Source organism: Bradyrhizobium sp. 1(2017) (assembly GCF_011602485.2).
In the GTDB taxonomy this organism is placed as follows: domain Bacteria; phylum Pseudomonadota; class Alphaproteobacteria; order Rhizobiales; family Xanthobacteraceae; genus Bradyrhizobium.
In genome coordinates, this window is record NZ_CP050022.2 from 4,822,351 (window position 1) to 4,846,205 (window position 23,855).

Sequence of the window (23,855 nt, forward strand, 5' to 3'; positions counted from 1 at the left end):
GAAGTTTGGCCAGGTGAGGACTCGTGCCCGCATAACGTGCGATGCATCGGCTCGCGTCAAGGAAGCCGGCGGCGGGGCTGGCATGCGTGCCCCACCCACCGCTGTCATTCCGGGGCGCGCCACTTGGCGCGAGCCCGGAAATCCATGAGGCCACAGAGATCGCTGCACGATGGATTCCGGGCTCGCGACTTCGTCGCGCCCCGGAATGACCGAAGCGCGCCCCTACCCCGTCACACCCCTGTTCTTCAGCACGAAGCATGCACCGCCCGCCTTGCGGATGCGGCCGCACAGATCATCCGCCTCGGCGCGTGTGTCCGTGCCGATGCGCACCTGATAGAACGCGCGCGTTCCGCGGCTGCGCATCACCGAACTCAGCAAGCTCGGATCGCGCTCACCGATCACGTTGCTCAGCCGCGTGACGGCGCGGGAATACATCGCCAGCGCCCGGTTCCGGTCGAAGCCGGCGGCGAGCTGCACGCCCCAGATCTTCGCGGCAGCAAGCTCGACATGCTGCTCGAGCTCGGCCACGAACGGATTGGGTGCGCGCTTCAAGAGCGCCATGAGATCGCGGCAGCTCGTCGGCGGCGAGCTCGGCGGGCCCTTGCCGGTCGCGCCTGCCTTGGCCCAGGCATCGACGCTGGTGCCGGTGATGGCATAGACGTAGTTGCGGGTTTGCTCCGGCATTCCGCCGGTGCCGGCGAGCCATTCCTGCACCCGGCGCGGTCCGGCGTTATAGGCGGCCGCAGCCAAACCGAGATTGCCGAACTGGTTGCGCAGCTCATCCAAGAACTCGGCCGATTTCGGCAATGCCTGAATCGGATTGAAGGGATTGAGCAGCCCGCGCTCGCTGGCTGTGCCCGGCATGAATTGGGCGATGCCCTGCGCCTGCTGGCCGCTGCGCGTCACCGGCCCGACGGCATCTGCCTGAAACCGGCTTTCCTGCCAGATCACGCGGGCAAAGAACTCCAGCGGCAAGTTCGAGGCGCGCGCGGCGGATTCGATGATCAGGCAGAGCGATTCCCGCGTGTCGCTCTCACGCGCAGGCTCGGGGGATGGCGACGGTTTTGCGGGCGCTTCGGGGCCGAGCTGTGTGGGAGGAACCGGTGCGTCCTCGGCCCGCGCCGACGTGCAGACGAACGCTGCCACGAGCAACTGCCAGATCAGCTTCTGGGCCCCATCGAACTGCATTTCGCTCCAAGCCCTTGAACTCAGGCCTCAAGGCAACTAGCAACGGCCGGAATAATCAACGCTGAGCCCGGCCAGAATGCGGACAATCTATTTTGATCTCGACGGCACACTCACCGACCCAAAGCCCGGGATCACGGGTTCGGTCCAGTATGCCCTGAAAAAACTCGGCCAGCCGGTTCCGAGCCAGGACGAGCTGACCTGGTGCATCGGGCCGCCGCTGCATGCAAGCCTGAAGAGGCTCGTGGGAACCGACGAACTCGCTGACCAGGCGCTCCTGCTCTACCGCGAACGGTTTTCCGAGGTCGGCCTGTTCGAGAACACCCCCTATCAGGGCATTCACGACACGCTCGCCGCAGTGGCCGCAACCGGCGCACGCATGTTCGTGGCGACCAGCAAGCCCGCCGTCTACGCCACGCGCATCGTCGATCATTTCGGCCTGAAGCCGTATTTCGAGCGCGTATTCGGCTCCGAGCTCGACGGCACGAACGTCGACAAGCGCGACCTGCTCCGCTACGCGCTCGCCGAGGCCAAGGTCGATCCGCAGCGAGCAATCATGATCGGCGACCGCAGCCACGACGTGGTCGGCGCCCGCACCAACGGCATGACCGCCATCGGTGTGCTCTACGGCTATGGCAGCGAAGCCGAGCTGCGGGACGCTGGCGCGCATCACATCTGCGCCGCGCATCCCGAGTTGCTCGGCCACTGCGTCACCTAGTCGATCAGGCCCCGACCATCTCCACCGCCGCCAGCATGCCCGTCCTCGGGTGACAGTTGAGATATTCGAAGAACTGCTCGTCGGCCGCTGCCACCGTCACCTCGTGATAGAGCCGCAGCTTGGCTGACGGTCCGAGCGTCGACAGATATTTCATCGCCGCTCCGAAGATCCTGACGTGGGTCGGATGCGACTCCGCCCAGCGTTCGAGCGCGGCGAGGCTCTTCCACCAGCTCTGGCCGTAGGACTTTTCGCTCACGCTTCCGTCGGCTGCGAGCACCTGCATGTACCGGTTGGCGTAGCAGCCGATAGCAACGCCGTCGTCGCGCAGGAAATCCATGCCTTCGCGCAGCACCGGCTCGACGTCGTCGAGATAGAGCTTGCGTTCGGATGCTTCCGTATCACTCCAGTCCTGCCCGGAGCGGATCAGGCAGAGATTGTCGTGCGCTACGACGCGCAGCCGCGCGCCGTCGCGGATCAGCTCCGGGACGCCGGCGGGCGCCATGGCATCGGTCTGCGACAGCGGGATACGATCGCGCATGCCGCCCCAATAGGCGTGCTCCTGCACCTCGCCGCTCATGCCCTCCGCGACGACGGCGACCCCCTCCGGCCGACCGGGGGAGGAGAACAGCGTCTCATGACGTGCCACAGCGGGCCGCAGCACCTCGACGAAGGTGCCGATACCTTCGCGCTGCCGCCCGGTCCACACCTCTCGCGCCGGTGCAAACCAGGCATCGAAGCGCGCGACGTCATCCCAATAGGCGACCGTGACCACATTCTCGGAGCCGGACTGGTCGGCATAGTGCGCCCGGTCCCAATGCGACGGACCGCCCTCCGCGGCGAACAGGGCTGCGATTTCGTTCAACGCGTCCGTTGCCTCCGCCGGTGTCACACCGCGATACTGGACACCGAAATAGGCCATCACGACGCGGCTGACCGCAGGCTTGTAGCGGGCCACGAAGGACGGATATGGCGGCTGATAATCGTCGGGCACGCGCTTGTGGCGTGTGCGCGCCGTTTCGAGATGCAGAGGAATTGCGGATTCCATGATGGTCCCTCCCCGCGATCAGCTCGCTGCTGCAGCGATGTCCGTTGGCTCGGCCATGTCGGCCGGCAGCGCGAACTGCTCGACGCGCTGGTATCGCTTCCTGTTGAGCAGGAGCCGCGTCACGTCGGGCCGCGAATAGTGCCCGGCGGGATCGGCGGCGTTCTTGGCGACGCCGATGGCGCCGAGATCAATCTCGGCGATCAGCAGGCCCTCCTGGTCCGGCGCCAGCTTCTCGCCGATCTGGCTGCCATCGGGGCCGTAGATCGCGGCAAAGCCGCCGCCGGCATGCAGCAGCGCATGCTTGTCGGGCCGGTCGCAAAGCTCGTCGATCATCGCCTGCGACACCGTCGCGCAAGGCGCGAGCACGAAGCAGGAGCCTTCCACAGCGTAGACGCGCGACGCCGCATTGTTCACCTCGGCTCCTAACGCCGGCGCAAAGGGATCGTAGAGCGAGAAGCTCGGCCAGGCCGCGACATGGACCTGCTCGTTCTGGGCGTACATCGCGTATTTCGACAGCGGCTGAAGATGCTCCCAGCAGCACAGCGCGCCGAGACGGCCGATGTCGGGCCGCGCATGCACGGCGAGATCGCTGCCGTCGCCCTCGCCATAGACCGTGCGCTCGGCATGGGTCGGCCGCAGCTTGCGGCGCTTTGCGATGGTCTCGCCGTCGGGTCCGATCAACCATTGCGCCAGATAGAGGCTGCCGCCGTCACGCTCCGACAGGCCGATCACGGCTGTGAGCTTTGCCTTGCGCACGGCCTCGCGCAGCTTTTCAGCCTGCGGACTGTCGTAGGACAGCGAATTGTCGAAATAGCGCTGCACGAAGCCGCGGCCGATCGCCCAGGCCGGCGAGTCCATCCAGATGTGCCAGGGGTAACCGGGGATGAAGGCCTCCGGAAAGGCGATCAGCTTGGCGTCCTTTTCCGCGGCCTCCCCGATCAGCGCGATCGACTTGTCGATCGAGGCGTCGAGGTCGAGCCAGGCTGGCGCCGCCTGCACCACCGCAACCTTGTATTTCGGATGTTCGATGCCCATTGCCGCCTCCATTGCCGGTTGATCGGAAGCCACGTCCGATGCAGTCTATTTGGCCAAGCCGGGCGGCCGGGCGCTCGACCACGGCGGAACAAAAACTCGACTGGAAGGGATCGCGGGTACGGAATTTGCCTCCGATCAGGCTCGATCTGCGCCAGCATGCGGTTTTGCAGGATGTGAAAGGGAGGCTGTCCTGATGCCAATCCAGTTCACGACGGACGGTAGCCCCGGCTACCGGCGGCTCGCCCTCTGGCAGGACATCGTCTGCGACGTCTTCGTCGGGCTCGACTGCAAGTCGGACCTCGGCAGCGCCTTCCACGGCTCCGTCACGCAGGCCTCGCTCGGCAAGGCGGTGTGCTCCGAGGTCTGCTCCGACCGCCAGCACGTCTTCCGCACGCCCTCGCGCATCGCACGTTCGGATCAGGATTTCGTGCTGGTCGCGCTCGGCAATCGCGGCGACGGCGGCGTCGTCCAGGACGGCCGCGAGACCGTGATCCACCCCGGCGAGTTCGCCTTGTACGACACCACGCGGCCCTATGAACTGAAGTTCAACGACAGCTTCACCCAGACCATCTTCAAGGTGCCGCGCGAGATGCTGCATCGCCGGCTCGGCGGCACCGAGACACTGACCGCGATCTCGTTCGGGACTGATGCGCCGCTCGAACGGCTGGCCTATGATTTCATCGTCAGGCTCTGCCAGAGCGCGGACCGGCTTACGCCGGGCAATGCGGCCGCGCTGTCGGAGCAGGTCGTCGATCTGCTTGCGATGGCGCTGGGTGAACGGCTCGGCACGACGTCGCTGCCATCCTCCACCCATCGCTCCGCCCTGCTCTTCCGGCTGAAGGCGCATATCCGCGCGCATCTTGCCGAACCCGACCTCTCACTCGCGGAGACCGCGGCCGCGCTCGGCATCTCGCCGCGCTATGTCAACGATCTGCTCGCCGACGAGGAGACGTCGTTCCAGCGCTACGTTCTTGCCGAGCGTCTCGTCCAATGCCGTCGCGACCTCGCCTCGCCCGTGCTTGCCCATCGCCACATCAGCGAGATCGCCTTCGCCTGGGGCTTCAACGACCTCTCGCATTTCGGCCGCGTCTTCCGAGAGCATTTCGGCATGTCGCCGCGCGATTTCAGGCAGAGCCAATTGCGGCACTGAGCAGCCATCTCCGCGAGCCTTCGCCCGGAGCGAAGGCAGCGCTCGCCAATTCCAGATTGTCTTGTCATGCCGCGTGCCTCAGGCTGACGCGCATGAGAGGTCACGCGACGATGAGCGGATCGGAGCTGCTGCTGGGCTTGATCGCGATCCGGCTCGCGGTGCTGGTCCTGGTGGGCTGGAGCCTGACGCTCCTGCCGCGGCAGACACGCCACGGTGACTTCGCCTGCAACGCTTCTGTCGCAGCGGCAAGTGAGGCGCGGCCACAGGCGAAGATCACCGGGCCGCGCGCCGTCGATGCTGCATTCGCCGACATGCTTCGGCACGACTAGGCCATTCCTCAGCAAGGCCGGTATGTGAGCGCGTGATAGGACGCGGCGCCTGCTTGCATTATCCTTCGGCACCGAGCCGCACCGATCAATCAGCGGCCAGCCAGGAGCATATCGATGGAATACCGACGCTTGGGCCGCTCAGGCCTCATGGTGCCCGCATTGAGTCTTGGGACCGGCACCTTCGGCGGCGTCGGCCGCCTCGCCGCGTGGGGGACCACCGATGCGACCGAGGCGCGGCGCCTCCTGGACATCTGCCTCGAGGCCGGCGTGTCGATGTTCGACACTGCCAATGTCTACTCGCTCGGCGAGTCCGAACGCGTGCTCGGCGAAGCCATCAAGGGCCGCCGCGACAAGGTCCTGATCTCCACCAAGGCCACCTTCCGCTTCGGCGACGGCCCCAACGACATCGGCTCGTCGCGACAGCACCTGCTCAAAGCCATCGATGGTTCGCTGAGCCGCCTCGGCACCGATTACATCGACTTGTTCCAGCTCCATGGCTTCGACGCCTTCACCCCGCCCGAAGAGGTGCTCGCCACCCTCGACGTGCTCGTGCGCGCCGGCAAGATCCGCTATGTCGGCGTTTCCAATTTCTCGGGCTGGCACCTGATGAAGTCGCTCGCCGTCGCCGACAAGCACGGCTTCCCGCGCTACGTCGCCAACCAGACCTACTATTCCCTGATCGGGCGCGACTACGAATGGGAGCTGATGCCGCTCGGCCTCGACCAGGGGGTTGGCGCCGTGGTCTGGTCGCCGCTGGGCTGGGGCCGCCTCACCGGCAAGATCCGCCGCGGCCAGCCCAAGCCGGAAGTCAGCCGCCTGCCCAAGACCGCCGAGTTCGGGCCGCCCGTGCCGGACGAGCACGTCTATCGCGTGGTCGACGCCATCGACGAGATCGCGAAGGAGACCGGCAAGAGCGTCTCGCAGATCGCGCTCAACTGGCTGCTGCAGCGCCCCACGGTCGCGACGCTGATCATCGGCGCGCGCAACGAGACGCAGCTGCGCGAAAATCTCGGCGCGGTCGGCTGGTCGCTGACCAAGGACCAGGTCGCAAAGCTCGACGCCGCGAGCAAGGTAACGTTGCCCTATCCCTATTGGCACCAGCGCACGACCTTCACCGACCGCAATCCGCCGGCGGCGTAGGCATCCTTCAGGCGCTGGAAATCGCCGACAGGCGGCGAAAGCCGTCCTGCCGGCGGCTGGCCGCTCAGACTCGCCTTCGGCGCGGGAACTGTCCGTGTCCTGTCGGGTTGCGATCGAGCGGGTGATTTCCTATTCGGAGATGAACCACGGCTCGAATCAAGCGCGCCTCCATCATGTCGTCTGCCCCGATCGAGCATGCCGACGGCCTGCCGCAGCCGCAGCGCAACCAGGCAGTGCTCACAATTGCACTCGGCATCATCATGGCCGTGGTCGACAGCGCCATCGCCAATGTGGCGCTGCCGACGATCGCAGCCGACCTCGATGCCAGCCCGGCCTTCTCGATCTGGATCGTCAACGGCTACCAGCTCGCGATCACGATTTCGCTGCTGCCGCTGGCTTCGCTCGGCGAGATCGTCGGCTATCGCCGCGTCTATCTGGTCGGACTGGTGCTGTTCACGCTGGCGTCCGCCCTGTGCGCGCTGGCGCATACGCTGCCGCTGCTGACGGTCGCGCGCATCCTCCAGGGCTTTGGTGCGGCCGGCATTATGAGCGTCAACGCGGCGCTGGTGCGCTTCACCTATCCGCGCGCCCAACTCGGCCGCGGCATCGGGCTCAACGCGCTCGTGGTCGCCTTCTCGGCCGCGGTCGGCCCAACGCTGGCGGCTGGCATCCTCGCGGTCGGAAGCTGGCCCTGGCTGTTCGCCATCAACGTGCCGCTCGGTGCGGTGACATTGCTGATCGGCCTGCGCAGTCTGCCCCACACCAGGCCCGCGGGCCGTTCCTTCGACTGGCAGAGCGCAGGCCTGTCCGCGATCACGTTCGGCGTCGGTATCGCGGCCGTCGACAGCGTCGGTCACGGTGAGGCCGCGATCACCTGCCTCGTCCAGTTTGCCATCGCGCTCGTCGCCGGGGCGCTTCTGATCTATCGCGAAACCCACATGACCTCGCCGCTCCTGCCGGTCGATCTATTGCGCATCCCGGTATTCGCGCTGTCGATCGCAACCTCGATCGCATCGTTCTGCGCGCAGATGCTCGCCTTCGTCGCGATCCCCTTCTACCTCCAGAGCCGCTTCGGCTATTCGGCGGTGCATATGGGCCTGTTGATCACGCCCTGGCCGATCGCGGTGGCGTTCGCTGCGCCCCTCGCCGGCCGCCTGGTCGAGCATTATCCGGCCGGCCTGCTCGGTGGCATCGGGCTGACGCTGTTCGCCTGCGGCCTCGGCGCACTCGCCTTCCTGCCGGCAAGCCCGACGCCATTCGACGTGATCTGGCGCATGGCGCTGGCCGGCGCCGGCTTCGGCCTGTTCCAGACCCCCAACAACCGCACCATGATCGCGGCCGCCCCGCGCGAGCGTGCCGGCGGCGCCAGCGGCATGCTGGGCACGGCGCGGCTGCTCGGCCAGACTACGGGCGCAGCGCTGGTCGCTCTGTTTCTCGGTCGCTTTCCGATCGAAGGAACCCGGATCGCGCTGCTCACCGGCGTCGGCTTTGCCCTTTGCGGCGCGATGCTGAGCATGTTGCGGCTGTCTCCCGCAGGCTCCCGCGGCGCCGAACATGTCCGCGTGCAGGACGATCAGCGGCTGCGGGGTGAATAGCGCCGACGGCACCTCAAACAAAAAGGCCGGCTTTTCAGCCGGCCTTTTCAATTCATCGGTGCCTATCAAGCCTTGACCAACGGCCCCTTCGAGGTCGGCCCCTTGGAGCCGCCGGGACCGCCCGGCTTGGACTTGCCAGGCGGACGCTTGCGCGTGCCGGGCAGCTTCTCCTGCTTCGGCGTGACCGGACCCTCGACGAACTCGAAGCCGATCTTCTCCTTGGTCTCGTCGGCCTCGTCCTTGACGAGAACCACGCGAACATGGCCGCCGCCCTTGAGCTTGCCGAACAGCACCTCGTCAGCCAGCGGCTTCTTGATGTGCTCCTGGATGACACGGGCCATGGGACGCGCACCCATCTGCTCGTCGTAACCATGCTGGACCAGCCAGGCCTTGGCGGGGTCCGACAGCTCGATGGTGACGTCGCGATCGCCGAGCTGGGCCTCGAGCTGAAGCACGAACTTCTCCACGACCGTGCCGATCACCTCGACGCTGAGATGGCCGAATGAGACGATGGCATCGAGGCGGTTGCGGAATTCCGGCGCGAACTGCCGGTTGATCGCCTCGTGATCGTCGCCTTCCCGCTTCGAGCGGGTGAAGCCGAACGCCTGCTTGGCGAGATCCTGCGCGCCCGCATTCGTCGTCATGATCAGGATCACGTTGCGGAAGTTGACCTGCTTGCCGTTGTGATCGGTGAGCCGGCCATGATCCATGATCTGGAGCAGCACGTTGTAGAGATCGGGATGCGCCTTCTCGATCTCGTCCAGCAGCACCACGCAATGCGGATGCTGGTCGACGCCATCGGTGAGCAGGCCGCCCTGGTCGAAGCCGACATAGCCGGGAGGCGCGCCGATCAGGCGCGACACGGTGTGCCGCTCCATGTACTCGGACATGTCGAAGCGCAGCAGCTCGACGCCGAGCGTCGCCGCGAGCTGCTTGGCGACCTCGGTCTTGCCGACGCCGGTCGGACCCGAGAACAGATAGCAGCCGATCGGCTTCTCCGGCTCGCGCAAGCCGGCACGCGCCAGCTTGATCGAAGCGGCGAGCGACTCGATCGCCTTGTCCTGGCCGAACACCGTGCGCTTCAAGGTCTGCTCAAGATGCTTGAGCACCTCTGCATCGTCCTTCGACACGCTCTTCGGCGGAATCCGCGCCATCGAGGCGATCGTGGTCTCGATCTCCTTGATGCCGATGGTCTTCTTGCGCTTGTTCTCGGCCACCAGCATCTGCGCCGCGCCCGACTCGTCGATCACGTCGATCGCCTTGTCGGGCAGCTTGCGGTCGTGGATGTAGCGCGAGGAGAGCTGCACCGCGGCCTCGATCGCCTCGTTGGTGTACTTCAGACGGTGATAGTCCTCGAAGTACGGCTTGAGGCCTTTGAGGATCGCGATGGCGTCCTCGACCGTCGGCTCGTTGATGTCGATCTTCTGGAAGCGCCGCACCAGCGCGCGGTCCTTCTCGAAGTGCTGGCGGTATTCCTTGTAGGTGGTCGAGCCCATGCAGCGGATGGTGCCCGAGGCCAGCGCCGGCTTGAGCAGGTTCGAGGCGTCCATTGCCCCGCCCGACGTCGCGCCCGCGCCGATCACGGTGTGGATCTCGTCGATGAACAGAATGGCGTTGGGATGCGCCTCGAGCTCCTTCAGCACCTGCTTCAGCCGCTCTTCGAAGTCACCGCGATAGCGCGTGCCGGCGAGCAGCGTGCCCATGTCGAGCGAGAACACCGTTGCAGCCGCCAGCACCTCCGGCACCTCGCTGTCGACGATGCGCTTGGCGAGACCTTCCGCGATCGCAGTCTTGCCGACGCCGGCTTCGCCGACGAACAGCGGGTTGTTCTTCTGCCGGCGGCACAGCACCTGGATCGCACGGTTGATCTCGGAATTGCGTCCGATCACCGGGTCGATCTTGCCGTCGCGCGCCTTCTTATTGAGGTTGACGCAATAGGTCTCGAGCGCCTCGCCCTTCTTCTTGGCGTCCTCGTTGCCCTTGGTCTCGGTCTCCTCGTCGACACCGCGCACGGGCCGCGCCTCGGAGACGCCCGGCCGCTTGGCGATACCATGGCTGATGTAGTTGACCGCGTCATATCGCGTCATGTCCTGCTCCTGCAGGAAATACGCGGCATGGCTCTCGCGCTCGGCGAAGATCGCGATCAGCACGTTGGCGCCGGTCACCTCTTCGCGACCGGACGATTGCACGTGGATCACCGCGCGCTGAATCACGCGCTGGAAACCTGCGGTCGGCTTGGCGTCGTCGGCGCCATCCGTCACCAGGTTCTCGAATTCGGTCTCAAGATAATTGACGAGGCTCGTGCGGAGCTTGTCGAGATCGACGCTACAGGCGCGCATGACGGCGGCTGCATCGGAGTCGTCGATCAATGAGAGCAAGAGATGCTCGAGCGTCGCGTATTGGTGATGACGCTCGTTTGCGATCGCCAGCGCACGATGCAGGGATTGTTCAAGGCTTTGGGAAAAAGTCGGCATTCGCGTCCTCTATGGCCCCCACCATCATGATCGTCATCGCCCAGTCAGGCAACAACAACCTTTGTCACATATAGTTATACAAGATCGCGGCGAAAGACCGGTTCCGCGACTCGGCAGCTAGCCACATGGGCGGTATTTTCGATGCAAAACCCGTTCCGGTTTGGGCGGGATCGGCGCCGGCGCGGAGTTTCGCGAGCTCGACGGCTGCAACGGACATCGCGCGCAGATCTCGCGCGACGAACACTGCGACATCCACAACGGAAGCCGGTTTCGAGTGCGCCGTCAGATGTCCTACTTCTTTTCCATCACGCATTGCAGCGGATGCTGGTGCTTGCGGGCGAAATCCATCACCTGCGTCACCTTGGTCTCGGCAATCTCGTAGGTAAACACACCGCACTCGCCGATCCCGTGATGATGAACGTGCAGCATGATCTTGGTGGCAGCCTCGACGTCCTTCTGGAAGAACTTCTCCAGCACGTGGACGACGAATTCCATCGGCGTGTAGTCGTCGTTGAGGATCAGCACACGGTACAGGTTCGGCCGCTTGGTCTTGGGCTTGACCTTGGTAATGACCGAGGTGTTCGGCCCTGTCGGACCGTTGGAACGATTGTCGTCATTGCTCATCCGGGGAGCACGGGCCGCGGCTGACGCGGACATATCGAGGCTGGAAATCAGTTGCGGCATGGCACAGGCGTTCAAAATTCCCCACGGAGGCGATGACGGTTGCCGCGCGCCCCGCCCTTCGGAGCCTTGCGCAGGCGCGCCGCCTTTGTTGGATCGCCGCTCCCGACGGATCCGGTCCAGGCCGGGTCGTTCGCTAGCAATATGGGCCCGCCTCCGGCTTGCCGCAAGCTCGCAAAAGTCCGGCCAATGTGGCCGCAGCGGCGCCGATTCCCGGCCCGGCGATCCTGACCAAGGTTAATCAATCTCGACCGATTTGACAAAAATTTCCACCGCGCCTGTTTAGAACGTATTGACCAGGAACCCGGCGGTGCATGCCGCCACGACATTGCGCAGAAGGCATCTCCGGTCTTCTACGGGCCGGTTTGCCAAGAGTTCGATTGCGTGTCGCAAATGGGGCGTTATCGCGGTGGAGGTCTCTCGCTGTGCGACGACGGCAGGTGGCCGGCGTCATGATCGATGTCGCGAAAGCGCGGCGTGCTGACGCATTCAACCGCGCAAACAAAAAAGCCCGGCTGGTCAGCCGGGCTTTCGCTTCCAGGACGCCCCGGAAATTTAGTTGGCGGCCGGGGTGAACTTCGAAACGATGGTCTCGACCGGCTTGAACGCCTGCTTGGCGAGGTCGCTGTAGAGGCCGGCGATCTTTTGCGATTCCGCAACGAAGGTCTCGTAGCTCGAACGGGCGAAGTCGGTCTGCGCTTCCACGGCCTTGTCCAGCGACTTCACGCCGGAAAGCTTCTCGACGAAGGACTTGGTGTCTTCGAACGACTTCTTGGTGTAGTCGCCATACGCGCTGGCGATTGCCTGGAGGCCGTGCTGCACCGAGGTCGCGGACGCGACGCACTGCTCGAACTGCTCTTTCCCGTAGTTCTGAAAGTCTTCAACCTTGAACATGTCGGAATCCCTTTTCCCTGGCTTTCGTCGGGAAGCCCCGGGCTTCCTGACTCTGCCCACAATTAGTGCAACGCACAATAATGTCAAGAATCTTGTGCGACGCACAAAAAAACAGATCCAAATCGCCGAGATTCCCGGGGTTTCCCGCAAGGTTTCCTTAAGCCTTTGGAAACCGCGGCCCCCTACCTTGATTCCCTGGACGTGTTCAGCTTCCGCAGGCGGTCAAAGCCGTTTGAGAACATCACCTTAGCCAGAATAGCGGCTCAGGCCCAACGTCCCCCGCGGTGAACGCCAGCGGAGGGACAGCCTGAGCAGGTAATGATCCCGGTCGAGTGGGCACAATTTCGCCTCACGGGCCGGTGATCAAGTCAGAAACGGGGACGGGGTTCCATGCTTCGTAACAACTTGTCTTCCTCGCGCTTGGCGCGGGTTGGCGTTTTCGGGCTTCTTACGGTCACCACCGCAGTCATCTTCACCACCGATGCTGCCGAGGCGCGGCGGCACCGACGCCATTACGCGCACCACAAAGTGCAGCGCGATGTGTCGGAGAGCTCCAGCCCGAAATTCGCGTCCATCATCGTCGATGGAAATTCCGGCTCCGTGCTCCAGTCGACCAGCCCCGACGCGCTGCGCCACCCCGCCTCGCTGACCAAGATCATGACGCTCTATCTGCTGTTCGAGCGCCTCGAGTCCGGCAAGCTGAAGCTCGACACCGAGATGCCGGTATCCAAGCATGCCGCCGAGCAGGATCCGACCAAGCTCAACCTGCGTGCCGGCCAGACCATCCGCGTCGAGGACGCGATCAAGGGTCTGGTCACCCGCTCCGCCAACGACGCCGCCGTGGTCATTGCAGAGGCGATCGCCGGAGACGAAGACGACTTCGCCCAGATGATGACGCGCAAGGCGCGCTCGCTCGGCATGTCCAAGACGGTGTACCGCAACGCCAACGGCCTTCCCAACGACGAGCAGGTCACGACTGCGCGCGACCAGGCCACGCTCGGCCGCGCCATCCAGGAGCGCTTCCCGCGCTACTATCGCTATTTCGCGACCTCGACCTTCAACTGGCGCGGACAGTCGATCCGGAACCACAATCACCTGCTCGGCAGTGTCGAGGGCGTGGACGGCATCAAGACCGGCTACACCCGCGCCTCCGGCTTCAACCTCGTCAGCTCGATGCGCCGCGGCAATCGCCACCTGATCGGCGTCGTGCTCGGCGGCCGCAGCGGCGGCTCGCGCGACGCCATCATGCGCAACCTGCTGGCGGAGAATCTCGAGAAGGGCGCGACCACCCATACCGTCGCCGCCGTCACCGAGCGCAACGGCGCTGACGTCAATACCGACATCGCCGCCGCATCCGACACCCCGGCCCGCCCCCCGGCGCAGGTTCAGGTCGCCGCGGCCGAAGCCGCCCCGTCGCGTCTTGCCGCTCGCCTGTCGACGCTCGCCGCTGCGACGGCCGCGATGCCGCCGGCCCAGCCCAGAGCTGAAGCCAGCAAGCCTGAAGTTCGCCCGACGGAATCCAAGATCGAGCCCGCGCCCCTCACCAACGGCGTGATCTCCAGCCAGCCGCTGTCCATCATCCCCGGCTCGTCCGAGCCGATGAAGCCGGTGCGGGTCAAGACGGTTCAGGTCAAGGCCGGGCCCGTGAAGGTCGCCTCCGCCGCCCCGGCCCAGGTGTCGCCGCCGGTCACCAGCACCATTCCGTCCCGGTCCGACGTCGCGGAGACCTCCGGCGCCGTCGTCGCCCGGGCCGATCTCATCAACAAGCCGGAGATCGTGAGCCAGCCGGAAGCGCCGAAGGCCGAGATCGCCCGCACCGAGCTGCCGCGGCAGCCGGCGGGCTTCGGCACCGGCAACGGCATCCTCGGGGTGCTGCCGGCCGCAACCGCTGCCGCGCCCGCCCCGGCCGCTCCGAAGCTTGCGTCCGCCGACCCGGCGCCGCAGCCGATCCAGATGAGCGCCGCGACCAAGCCCGTCGTCACCCACAGCGGCTGGATCGTCCAGGTCGGCGCGCTCGAGAGCGAGACCGAAGCCCAGCAGCGCATCGACGCCGCCCGCAGCTCGGCGCGCGGCCTGCTCAGCAAGGCCGACCCGTTCACCGAGCCGGTCGTCGCCAAGGACAACCGCAAGCTCTACCGCGCCCGCTTTGCCGGGCTCGAGCGCGACCAGGCCGAAGCCGTCTGCCGCGCCCTGAAGCGCGCCGACATCTCCTGTATCACCGTCCGCAACTGATCGTCCGGACCGCTCCAAACAATAATGCCCGCGCCTTGCGCGGGCATTTTCGTTTCCGGAGATGCAGCGGTGCCGGGCTGTTCCACGACAACTTCTCGTCAAGGATTTACGGTTAAAATTCTGCTCAAGGGATCGACCACGCCGATAATGGCGGGCATCGGCGACGGCAAACAGAGCAAGCGGAGCTCACGCGGTACGGGCGTTTGTGGCGTTGTGCCGGAGTTAGCCGTTATGCGTACGAAGCAGAGTGTCCTTGGCCTCGTTTACACGGGCAGCGAGATACGTCGAGCCCCCCTGGTCGGGATGGAGTTTCTTCATCAGGGACTTGTGAGCCCTGCTGATGTCGTCGCGCCCCGCGCCCGGCTGCAAGCCAAGGATCTGATAGGCTTCCTCCGTCGTCATTTTGCCGCTCGCCGCCGCGCGGCGCTGCCGCCCTGCCGGATCGCCCTGCGTGTTCTGACGCCAGGCGGGAAACCGGCGGTCCAGATAGCTTTCAAGTAAGGCCACGCTCTCGGCATCGAACGCCGGCACCATCGCCAGCAGGCCGGCGAGATCGAACTCGCCGAGATCGCGCCCGGCGTGGGGTCCGGCAACGATCCGGCCCGTCAGCTGACCCGTGTCGTGGTCGAGCCGCATGTCCAGGAATTGGGAGCGCACCCGCGAGGCCTGTCCGGACGGGCGCGTCGCGCCGCCGCCGAACAATCCTCCCAAGTTGCCGAAGCCCGCGTTGGCTAGGGGTGTCCAGCCGAGCAGCCCGGCGCCGAAGATCGCGAGCGGAATCGCGACCACCAGCTCGCCCCGCAGACCCGTGAACGCTGCGGCCGCCAGCGCCACCACCCCGCCGCCGAACTTGATGACGCGCGCCAGCGCCGCCGGATTGGCGGAGCGGAACATCTGGAGCAGCAGATAAAGCGTGATAACAGCGACAGCGCCGGCGATCAGGGTCATGCCCAGAATATAGTCGCCCTGCGCGCAAAATGCATCGCGTCCACCGCAGGCCGCGCCAGCCACTACTTCATCTGGCCGATCAGCCTCGCCGCACCGCTTGCGCTCTTCGCCAATGCCAGCAGCGCGTCGCGGCCACCGGCGGCGTAAGCCGCGGCTGCCCGCAACAGCTCGCGCAGCTGTCCCGCTGCGCCGGGATCGAATCGGCACCAGGCGCCGCCGGTCAGGCGCGCGATCTCGCGAAAGGTCTGCTCGGCCACGGCGTCATGGCCCTCCTGAAACACGAACACGGGCACCTTGAGCATGCCGAGCTCGCCGGCCTTGGCGCAGAGCTCGTCGGCGTTCTCCTCCATGGCGTCGCCGACGAAGACCACGGCTCGCACGCCGGACGCCACCGCCTCGCGCCGGACCTCGCTCAGCACCTTGCCGATCTGGGTGTCACCGCCGCGGCAATCGATCTTGCTCATCAGCGTCGCAAGCCTCGCGCTGTCGGAAATCCACGCCGTCGCGCGGCACTCATTGAGGCCGCGATAATAGACCAGCCGGATGTCGAGACTGCCGAGCGCCGCGGTCTCGCGAAACATGTCGGCCTGGAGCGCACAAGCCATGTCCCAGGTCGGCTGCCGGCTCATTGTCGCGTCCAGCGCGAAGATCAGCCGTCCCTTCGCGCCGGGCGCATGCGGTGACAGCGCCCGCGCCTTCGCGACGAAGGCGGCAACGTCCTCCGAGCTTGACGTGCCGGCCTGCGGCACTGCGCCGCCGCGCGGCTTGATGGGTTCGCCCGACATCGCAGTTCAACCATGCATGAGCAATTAATGTGGTGAACGCGCAGCACTTGGTCAATGTGCAAAGCCTCCGCGGGCGGATGCCGGCGGAGGCTTGAAATCGATGCTGATGATGCGGGAGGCGTCAGCTCTTGGCAGGCGCCATAAGTGCGACCGGACCGGGCTCGAGAATCTTGGGCGGGGACGATTGCGTGTCCACCGGACTCACCTCGCTATCGGTCGCGCTCAGGAATTTGTCGAGCATGCTCTGGATCGAGTTCTTGGCCACATCCGGACCGGTGTCGCGCATGTCGTTATGCTGGAATTCGGTCTTCACGACCTGAATGCCCGCCTTCTCGCACTCTTCATCCGTCGGGATCACGCCCGCATCGGTCTTGAACTGCGGGTCGGTGGAGCGGAACGACAGGATCTTGAACTTGCCGGCGGTCACGAAGGGCACGCGTAGATTGTCGAGCGTGACGACCTTCTTGACCTCATCCGGATACTGCTTGGCGAAATACATCGTGATGTCGCCGCCCATGGAGTGGCCGACCATGGTCACCCTGTCATAGTCGGCATTCGGCTGGACCTTCTTCATCTCCTGCATGGCGAGATGAATGTTGGCGACGCCGCGCAGGATCTGAGGCAGGCGGCCGACATAGAGCTCGCCCGGCTTGGTCACCATCGGAGGATCGGTCGGCAAATCATGCTGCGGGCTCATGACCATGTAGCCGCGCGCAGCGAAGATGTTCGCGAGGAAACCGTATTCGGTGTTCTTGACGGTATTGCCGTGGTTGATCACGGCGACAGGCAGCGTGATCAAGCCGGCATTGGCCTGCATTTCCTTGTCGCGGCGCACCGCGACGTGGACGGGCACGGGACGGTTGTCGCGCGAAGCGTCGTAGAAAGTGATAGTCTCGTGCTTGATCGCCCACTTGCTCGCCGTGAAATAAGCGATGCCGCAGAGGGCACTGACGGAAACCAGAACGGCAATTCCACGCTTCATTTTCGTCCTCAGCCGCAGGCTCTTGCGGCCTGCTCCCTGTTGAAAATCGTGTTCTTCCGGGGCTCTGCGTCCCCTTGTCGCCTATTCCCTAATATATGTCACAGCAGCGTGACAGGAAGGCTAAATATTGTGAGCCGGCAGCCCTTTCATTGTGCGTCGCACACTTTTCTTGGGCACCCCGTTCTCATAAGGCTACGTCAGGGTGCAGGTCACTATCCGACGCAACTGGTGACGACTCGGTTCGATTTCGCAGTAAACATGAGATGAAACGCGCTGGGCGCGGGCCGGGTTCCCGCGGCAAGCGGCCGCTTGGACCAAGCGGAAGTAGCGATATACCGCTGGCTCAGGCGCCGAGGATATCGTGAACCTCGAGCGGCTTATCGACCTGACTGAACCATTCGGCCCGGTTGGCGGCGCGGCGGCGGCCGCGCTCGTCGAGGGGCAGCTTGAGCTGGCGGAGCAGGCTCGTCACCTCCTCCCGCGCGGTGAGATGGCCGAGATTGGGCCTCATACCAAGGGTGGCCTCGTCGATCTCGTCGAGGGCGGTCAGTCCGCGCGGGAAGAACTCGCGATAGACGACGCGTTCGGCGAAGCCATCGACATAACGGAAGCCGAGCCGCAGCGACAAATCCTTCAGGCCTTCGGCGACGAGCTGCTTGTTGCGGGAGCCGAGCATGGACAGGCGGTTGCGCACGACGATCCAGTCGGTGGTCGCGCCATCGAGCTGACGGCGCTTGCGCCTGACATCGCGCACCATCTCGGCGTAGTGGCTCTCACCGGTGACCGCGTAATTGGCGGGATCGACGGTGCCGAGCACGTCGAAGTCGAGGAAGCTGTCGTTGATCGGCGTCACCAGCGTGTCGGCCATCGAATGGGCGAGCCGCATCAGGTAGCTGTCGGTGCCGGGCGTATCGATGACGATGAAGTCGAAGCTGCTCTCGACCGCCGAGACCGCTTCCATGAACTGTTGGAACTCGGAATTCTCGTTCTCGGCGATCTGCATGGTCTCGCCGAGCTTGATGCAGCGATGCACCGGCAGCTCGAGGTCGAGCTTGGTGCGGCGTGCCCAGGCAGACCGGTTGGAGATGTAGCGCGTGAAGCTCTGCTGGCGGCAGTCGAGGTCAATCGTGGCAACGCGCTGGCCCGCCTTCAGGAGCGCAACGGCGATGTGCAGGGCGGTGGTCGATTTGCCGGAGCCGCCCTTCTCGTTGCCGAGCACGACTACATGCGCCGAGCCGGATTGGCCTTGGCTAGCCTGCACAAGCATAATGATCCTCGACACCCCTAGCGAATATCTTCGAGTTGACCGCGTCTGCGGTCAAGTGAAATGCGTGACAGGTGATGCAAATTGCAGCGCGCCGTTCCTCATCATGAATCGCCGCGCCAATGTTGGTCCGTGATGCCGCCCACAATGTCGCGACAACCAGCGCGGCCATGCGCGGGATGCTGTGCCGCATCCGGATGCATGGCGTCCACGATCGCCGCTTGTTAAGGTTTACCGGTCGGCGCCGGCCGAACCCGCACTCATTTCCAACCCCGTCGAGTCCCGATGTCATCAAGCCCCTTGATCGCCCGCACGGTCCCCGCCCTGCGGCGCGCCGTCGATACTCTCCGCAAGCGAAAGGCCACGATCGCGCTGGTCCCGACCATGGGTGCACTCCATGACGGGCATGTGTCGCTGGTCCGCCTCGCCAAGCGGCGCGCGAGTCGCGTCGTGGTGTCGATCTTCATCAACCCGACGCAGTTCGCTCCAACGGAAGACTTTGGCGCTTATCCACGCACCTGGAAGTCCGACATCGCCAAGCTCGTGGCCGAGAACGTCGACGTGGTCTGGCACCCCGGCGTCGGGGCCATGTACCCGGAGGGTTTTGCCACCCGCATCGTGCCAGATGGGCCGGCGCTGGCCGGCCTCGAGGACCGCTTCCGGCCGCACTTCTTCGGCGGCGTCGCCACCGTCGTCGGCAAGCTGTTCACGCAATGCCGGCCGGATGTTGCAATCTTCGGCGAAAAGGATTTTCAGCAGCTGCGGGTGGTGACGCGGATGGCGGGCGATCTGGATCTCGGCGTCAAGGTGATCGGCTCCCGCACCGTCCGCGAGCGCGACGGGCTCGCGATGTCCTCGCGCAACGTCTATCTCTCGGCGGAGGAGCGGCAGACCGCGACAATCCTGTACCGCGCCATGAAGGAGAGCGCGCGGCGGATCAAGGCCGGCGATGCCATCGCACCGGCGATGGCGGGCGGCGCCGAGATGATCAAGGCGGCCGGCTTCGTGCTCGACTATTTCGAGGTGCGCCATGCCGCGACGCTGGCGCCGGTCACCTCGCGCAAGGACGGGCCCTTGCGGATCCTGGTCGCGGCCAAGCTCGGCAGCACCCGGCTGATCGACAATATCGCGGTCTAGAGCAACCCCAGATCGCGCAGTTCACGCCGCATTGGCTCCGGCATCGCCGCGATCGAGCCGGCGGCGGACTTGCCGAGATCGGCGGGCACTGAATCGTCGGTGAGATAGCGCCAGCCCTGAAACGGGCGCATCGGCCGCGGCGACACCGAGATCACCTTCGGCTGCATCACGATCCGGCAGCGCCCGATGCCGTCCTTGTCGCGGAACGGCTCGATGCCGATGATCTTTTCCCGCGCGGCGATCTCACCCTTGATCACCCAATAGAGCGAGCCGCCCGCCATGATCTCGGCGTCGCGCTTGGGCACCATGCGGGTGATGTGGATGTGATGTTGCGGCAGACCCTTCTTCTTGGCGGTCTGCATCCGTTCGGCGATCCACTCCTTCAATTCCTTGACGGAGTCGCAGCCGACGGCGAGCTTGATCAGATGTAGCGGCATGCCCCAGCATTAGCCGGGCAGACGCGCATTTGGAATGCCGATCTACTCGTTATCCGCAGCCGCGGGAGCAGCCACCGAGGCCGGCGGCGGTGCGAGCGGAACCGGCGCGGCGGCGGGCGCGCGCGCCGCCTTCGGCGGCGGCGGCGGTCTCTTTGCGGCGGCGGGTGCCGCGGGAGCTGCGGCCTGGGCCGAGGTCGCTGCCGGCGCACGCGGCGCTGCGGCCGCATTTGCAGCGGGTGCCGCCGGACGCGTCGTCGCCGTTGGCTCCGGATTCATGATGCTGACTGCCGGGGTTGACGAAGCGCTCGGGAACTCGGCATTGGTCGGCTTGCCCGTCGGCGCCGATGGCGGCAATCCGGCAAGCGCAGCCGTCGCCGGCATCGCCGGCCCCGGTGCATTCCAGGTCGGCGCATAGCGTGCGACCAGCATGTCGTAGAGATGGGACTCCATGTTGGCGGCGACCTGCTGCCGGTCGGTCAGCGAGCGGAACGCGGCGCAGTCGAACTGCGTGCAGCCGTCGCGCGCGACCAGCACATGCGCGACGAGGCCGTAGCGATCGCGCTCCAGCGATTTGCGCAGCACCTTCATCTCGGCGGTGAGAGCATCGGCCGTAGCGACGTCGCCGAGCGCGCTCAGCCGGTCGATCCTCGCCGCAGTGTAGGAGACGGCCGCAGCCGCAGCGTCAGGCGCACCGAACAGCGCCTTCTCGCAGCCGACGGCGACGGCATCGCCGGCGAGATCGTCGAGACATGACAGCGCCGGCAGGCTCGCGGTCACCGCAGCTTGCGCCCGCAGTTCGGCCGGCGCGCCCTGCCCCCCCGATCCGTAGAGGTGCATGGTCGTGGGCACCGTAATGGCAAGGGCCAGCAGCGTGATGACGGCCAGGGCGCCGTTGGCGACCGATCTGTCGGCGCGCAGCAGCGCGACAAGCAGGATCAATCCGAAGAATCCGGCAGCCGCCAGCGTCATCCACATCGGGAAGGCCGGCAAGCGCCAGGTTTGGTCGAGCGAAGTGGCCCATGCCCAGTTCATGCGCGACGTCCCCTCACGCGAGCAAAGAGCGAATGGTCAAAGCGAGCACCGCGATCCGGCAGCTGCCCCCGGCCCACCTTGTGAAGGTGAAGCGGGCCTTTTGACGGCGAGAGAATACAATTTCCCCGGGAGGCGCCTATGCGCTGATCGCGTCGGTCGTCAGGAGAGCGCGAGCTGACTTTCCTTGGCGACGCGCTCGAAGGCTTCGGTCGAGCTCTTGATCCGGTACTGGCAGTCGTCGCCTTCGGTCGGCAACAGACGGATGACCTCATACGAACCGGTGGCAGCCGGGCGCGCGACGTTGCTGGCCGTGAACAAGACGCGCGTTCCCACGGGGAATTTGTGCTTCAACACCCTCTCCATTACTCAAACAACGCCTGCCTCGCCCATGGTCCCACTGCGATGGCCGGCCGGAAACCCGGGCGCTGTATAGCACGCGGCCGGCCGTTTTGGCCAGCGCCATACCCGCATGGCAAGTGCGTAGTTCTTGCAATCTTTTCAGAACGATAGGCCCGGAACCGGCGGGCCGTCGGAGCCGCCCCTCCAGCGACGTGTCGCAGCTTCTGTCGCAGGGGTGGGAATCGACCGTACCGGCCGGTTTGCAGGCCGAGCGCCGCCAACCGGACCGCGGACCGGAGCCCCCGGTCAGAGCAGCGATCAGGCGTCCTCGAACTTCTCGATACGAAGCGTTTCGGCGAGCCCGTCCCGGGTCCATTCCTGGAACGCCGGCAGCGCCAGCATCGTCTCCATGTAGGCCTTGGTCTCGGGCGAGACCTCGATCGCGTAGGTGCGGAAGCGGTGCACGACCGGGGCGTACATCGCATCCGCCGCGCCGAAGCGGCCGAACAGGAACGGTCCCTTGGCACCATAGCGGGTCCGGCACTCGCGCCAGACCTCCTGCACGCGCGCGATATTGGCGCTGGCGTCTGCCGACAGCGTCACGGGGCGCACCGGGCGATGCAGGTTCATGCCGCATTCGTTGCGCAAGGCCATGAAGCCGGAATGCATCTCGGCGCACACCGACCGGGCATGAGCGCGGGCCGCGACGTCGTCGGGCCACAGCTTCTTCTCCGGATGGCGCTCTGCGACGTACTCGATGATGGCGAGCGAATCCCACACCGTGATGTCGCCGTCGACCAGCACCGGCACCTTGCCGGCGCGGCTGAAGGACAGGATCTGCTCCTTGTCGGCGGGATTGTCGGTGTAGAGCGGGATGACGGTTTCTACGAACGGGATGTCGTTGGCGCGCAGCGCGAGCCAGGGCCGCATCGACCATGACGAATAGTTCTTGTTGCCGATCGCGAGTTTCAGTGCAGCCATGTCAGCAGTCCTTCCCGAGGCGTCCTGGAGCGCGCCCGTTTTAGCGCCATCGCCTGCCGCCAATCAATCGTTGCTGCACATCGCCTTGCGTGGCAATCGTTGCGGCCCGCGAGGAGACGGACATGAGCAGGCACTGGGTCGACATCACCGCCGTCGGCTTCTTCATCATCGAATGGCTGGTCTACGCGCTGACGCTGGAGCATTCGGCCTATGGCCGCGACAGCCTGTCGGCGCGCATGAACCGCTATCGCGAGGTTTGGGTGCGCCGCCTGCTCGACCGCGACACCCGCATGGTCGACATGCAGATCATGGCCTCGCTCCAGAACGGCACCGCCTTCTTCGCGTCCACCAGCCTGTTCGCGCTCGGCGGCGCGCTGGCGCTGCTGCACGCCACCAACGACGCCATCACGATTTTGAGCAAGCTGCCGGTCGACCTCAGCACGTCGCCGGCCATGTGGGAGCTGAAATGCGTCGGCCTCGTGCTGATCTGCGTCTACGCCTTTTTCAAGTTCGCCTGGGCCTATCGCCTGTTCAACTACGTTGCGATCCTGTTCGGCGGCATGCCGCCGGCCGACCAGCGCGACACGCCTTCCGCCGAAGCCCATGTCATCCGCACCTCGCGCCTGTTCGAATCCGCCGGCCGCCACTTCAACCGCGGCCAACGCGCCTTCTTCTTCGCGCTCGGCTATCTCGGCTGGTTCGTCAGCCCGTGGCTGCTGTTCGTGACCACCGCGGCGGTGGTGGTCGTGACCTGGCGCCGGCAATTCGCGTCGAGTGCCTGGGCCGCAATGGCGCCGGAGATGGCGGATGGCGAGGAGATGCGCAAGCGCGGTCATTGATGCCGCCTCGTGTCCCGGACCAGCTGCAACGCGCAGCGTTGCGGCGCAGAGCCGGGGATCCAGGGCCACATGGTTCGAGGCAGCGACCTGGGCCCCGGCTCTGCAGCGCACCGTCGACGTGACGCTGCGCTGCGTCCGGGGCGCGAGGGCGGAGTGCGGCGCGCGTCCGTCCTACATCGACATTGCGAGGAGCCCTTGCGACGAAGCAATCCAGAATCCTTCAGCGGAAAGACTCTGGATTGCTTCGCTGCGCTCGCAATGACGGAGTATGAGGCCTTGCTCTCAACCTCCACTGTCATTCCCCGCGAAAGCGGGGAATCCAGTACGCGGCCTCGCGGGCGGGCTTGCCCGACGGACGGCGAATCTCTCTCCGCGTGCGATACCCTCGGGCTTACTTCCTGTGCATCGCTCCGGACCTGGAATCGAATCTGGCCACAGGCCGGTCCATCTGCCAGAGCTCGACGTCGCGACCGTCGACGAGGCGCTCTGCAGAGCTGATCGCGGATTCATCGTCGATGCAATCCATCTGGATCATCCTGATTGGACGGTCGTGTCGACCCATGATCAATGCACGATAGGCGGACATCTTCATCTCCCGACAATGCGCGACAGCGCGCCTTCGCCCACAAGGTG

General features: G+C 65.4%; 22 protein-coding genes. 8 read left to right on the forward strand and 14 right to left on the reverse strand.

The window, feature by feature from the left end:
- Positions 1-222: 222 nt before the first annotated feature.
- Positions 223-1,188: a lytic transglycosylase domain-containing protein gene (locus HAP40_RS22850; protein ID WP_166815602.1), complete on the reverse strand. Its 966-nt coding sequence runs from the start codon at positions 1,186-1,188 to the stop codon at positions 223-225.
- A 76-nt stretch (positions 1,189-1,264) separates the two neighbouring features.
- Here HAP40_RS22850 and HAP40_RS22855 point away from each other — a divergent pair, with 76 nt between their 5' ends.
- The gene (locus tag HAP40_RS22855) at positions 1,265-1,903 is read left to right on the forward strand and encodes an HAD family hydrolase (RefSeq protein WP_166815601.1); all 639 of its coding nucleotides are present in this window, start codon (positions 1,265-1,267) and stop codon (positions 1,901-1,903) included.
- 4 nt (positions 1,904-1,907) lie between these two features.
- On the opposite strand, the gene HAP40_RS22860 is transcribed toward HAP40_RS22855, so the two are convergent.
- Positions 1,908-2,948 carry a phenylacetaldoxime dehydratase family protein gene (locus tag HAP40_RS22860; protein ID WP_166815600.1) on the reverse strand — a complete coding sequence of 347 codons (1,041 nt, stop codon included), beginning with the start codon at positions 2,946-2,948 and terminating at the stop codon, positions 1,908-1,910.
- Between the two features lie 18 nt (positions 2,949-2,966).
- Entirely contained in the window at positions 2,967-3,983 is a 1,017-nt protein-coding gene (locus tag HAP40_RS22865) for a carbon-nitrogen hydrolase family protein (protein WP_166815599.1), read from the reverse strand.
- A 193-nt stretch (positions 3,984-4,176) separates the two neighbouring features.
- Here HAP40_RS22865 and HAP40_RS22870 point away from each other — a divergent pair, with 193 nt between their 5' ends.
- The 4 genes from HAP40_RS22870 (at position 4,177) to HAP40_RS22885 (ending at position 8,197) form a co-directional block, all read left to right on the forward strand.
- A complete protein-coding gene (locus HAP40_RS22870; RefSeq protein ID WP_166815598.1) occupies positions 4,177-5,133 on the forward strand; it encodes a helix-turn-helix domain-containing protein in 957 nt (318 codons plus the stop codon).
- Between the two features lie 110 nt (positions 5,134-5,243).
- Positions 5,244-5,462, forward strand: a complete 219-nt coding sequence (locus HAP40_RS22875) for a hypothetical protein (RefSeq protein WP_246741330.1) — start codon at positions 5,244-5,246, stop codon at positions 5,460-5,462.
- Positions 5,463-5,576: 114 nt separating this feature from the next.
- Complete coding sequence (locus tag HAP40_RS22880; RefSeq protein WP_166815596.1) at positions 5,577-6,602, forward strand: aldo/keto reductase; 1,026 nt, start codon at positions 5,577-5,579, stop codon at positions 6,600-6,602.
- A 173-nt stretch (positions 6,603-6,775) separates the two neighbouring features.
- The gene (locus tag HAP40_RS22885) at positions 6,776-8,197 is read left to right on the forward strand and encodes an MFS transporter (RefSeq protein ID WP_166815595.1); all 1,422 of its coding nucleotides are present in this window, start codon (positions 6,776-6,778) and stop codon (positions 8,195-8,197) included.
- Between the two features lie 65 nt (positions 8,198-8,262).
- Here HAP40_RS22885 and clpA read toward each other — a convergent pair whose 3' ends face one another.
- The 3 genes from clpA to HAP40_RS22900 all read right to left on the reverse strand — a co-directional run bounded on the left by clpA (position 8,263) and on the right by HAP40_RS22900 (position 12,246).
- On the reverse strand, positions 8,263-10,671 hold the full coding sequence (gene clpA / locus HAP40_RS22890; protein WP_166815594.1) for an ATP-dependent Clp protease ATP-binding subunit ClpA: 2,409 nt from the start codon (positions 10,669-10,671) through the stop codon (positions 8,263-8,265).
- A 291-nt stretch (positions 10,672-10,962) separates the two neighbouring features.
- A complete protein-coding gene (clpS, locus tag HAP40_RS22895) occupies positions 10,963-11,295 on the reverse strand; it encodes an ATP-dependent Clp protease adapter ClpS (RefSeq protein WP_008548646.1) in 333 nt (110 codons plus the stop codon).
- Between the two features lie 612 nt (positions 11,296-11,907).
- Positions 11,908-12,246 carry a phasin family protein gene (locus HAP40_RS22900; RefSeq protein ID WP_166815593.1) on the reverse strand — a complete coding sequence of 113 codons (339 nt, stop codon included), beginning with the start codon at positions 12,244-12,246 and terminating at the stop codon, positions 11,908-11,910.
- Positions 12,247-12,636: 390 nt separating this feature from the next.
- Here HAP40_RS22900 and HAP40_RS22905 point away from each other — a divergent pair, with 390 nt between their 5' ends.
- Complete coding sequence (locus HAP40_RS22905; protein WP_166815592.1) at positions 12,637-14,478, forward strand: D-alanyl-D-alanine carboxypeptidase; 1,842 nt, start codon at positions 12,637-12,639, stop codon at positions 14,476-14,478.
- Between the two features lie 222 nt (positions 14,479-14,700).
- Here HAP40_RS22905 and HAP40_RS22910 read toward each other — a convergent pair whose 3' ends face one another.
- From HAP40_RS22910 to HAP40_RS22925, 4 genes are all read right to left on the reverse strand, one after another.
- Positions 14,701-15,426: a DnaJ domain-containing protein gene (locus HAP40_RS22910; protein ID WP_166815591.1), complete on the reverse strand. Its 726-nt coding sequence runs from the start codon at positions 15,424-15,426 to the stop codon at positions 14,701-14,703.
- A gap of 62 nt (positions 15,427-15,488) precedes the next feature.
- Positions 15,489-16,211 carry a VWA domain-containing protein gene (locus tag HAP40_RS22915; protein WP_166815590.1) on the reverse strand — a complete coding sequence of 241 codons (723 nt, stop codon included), beginning with the start codon at positions 16,209-16,211 and terminating at the stop codon, positions 15,489-15,491.
- A 121-nt stretch (positions 16,212-16,332) separates the two neighbouring features.
- Positions 16,333-17,193 (reverse strand): alpha/beta fold hydrolase, encoded by an 861-nt coding sequence (locus HAP40_RS22920; RefSeq protein ID WP_166815589.1) that lies wholly within the window; start codon positions 17,191-17,193, stop codon positions 16,333-16,335.
- Between the two features lie 343 nt (positions 17,194-17,536).
- A complete protein-coding gene (locus HAP40_RS22925; RefSeq protein WP_130219094.1) occupies positions 17,537-18,460 on the reverse strand; it encodes a division plane positioning ATPase MipZ in 924 nt (307 codons plus the stop codon).
- A 282-nt stretch (positions 18,461-18,742) separates the two neighbouring features.
- Between HAP40_RS22925 and panC the strand changes: the two genes are divergently transcribed.
- Positions 18,743-19,594 carry a pantoate--beta-alanine ligase gene (panC, locus tag HAP40_RS22930; RefSeq protein ID WP_166815588.1) on the forward strand — a complete coding sequence of 284 codons (852 nt, stop codon included), beginning with the start codon at positions 18,743-18,745 and terminating at the stop codon, positions 19,592-19,594.
- Here the strand turns inward: panC and HAP40_RS22935 are convergent.
- From HAP40_RS22935 to HAP40_RS22950, 4 genes are all read right to left on the reverse strand, one after another.
- On the reverse strand, positions 19,591-20,031 hold the full coding sequence (locus HAP40_RS22935; protein WP_166815587.1) for a DUF1489 family protein: 441 nt from the start codon (positions 20,029-20,031) through the stop codon (positions 19,591-19,593). The two genes, panC and HAP40_RS22935, sit on opposite strands and share 4 nt — an antisense overlap.
- A gap of 42 nt (positions 20,032-20,073) precedes the next feature.
- On the reverse strand, positions 20,074-21,063 hold the full coding sequence (locus HAP40_RS22940) for a hypothetical protein (protein WP_166815586.1): 990 nt from the start codon (positions 21,061-21,063) through the stop codon (positions 20,074-20,076).
- 159 nt (positions 21,064-21,222) lie between these two features.
- Complete coding sequence (locus tag HAP40_RS22945; RefSeq protein ID WP_208024900.1) at positions 21,223-21,426, reverse strand: hypothetical protein; 204 nt, start codon at positions 21,424-21,426, stop codon at positions 21,223-21,225.
- Between the two features lie 294 nt (positions 21,427-21,720).
- Positions 21,721-22,383, reverse strand: a complete 663-nt coding sequence (locus HAP40_RS22950; RefSeq protein ID WP_166815584.1) for a glutathione S-transferase family protein — start codon at positions 22,381-22,383, stop codon at positions 21,721-21,723.
- 122 nt (positions 22,384-22,505) lie between these two features.
- Here HAP40_RS22950 and HAP40_RS22955 point away from each other — a divergent pair, with 122 nt between their 5' ends.
- On the forward strand, positions 22,506-23,222 hold the full coding sequence (locus HAP40_RS22955) for a DUF599 domain-containing protein (protein WP_166815583.1): 717 nt from the start codon (positions 22,506-22,508) through the stop codon (positions 23,220-23,222).
- The last annotated feature ends 633 nt before the right edge of the window (positions 23,223-23,855 follow it).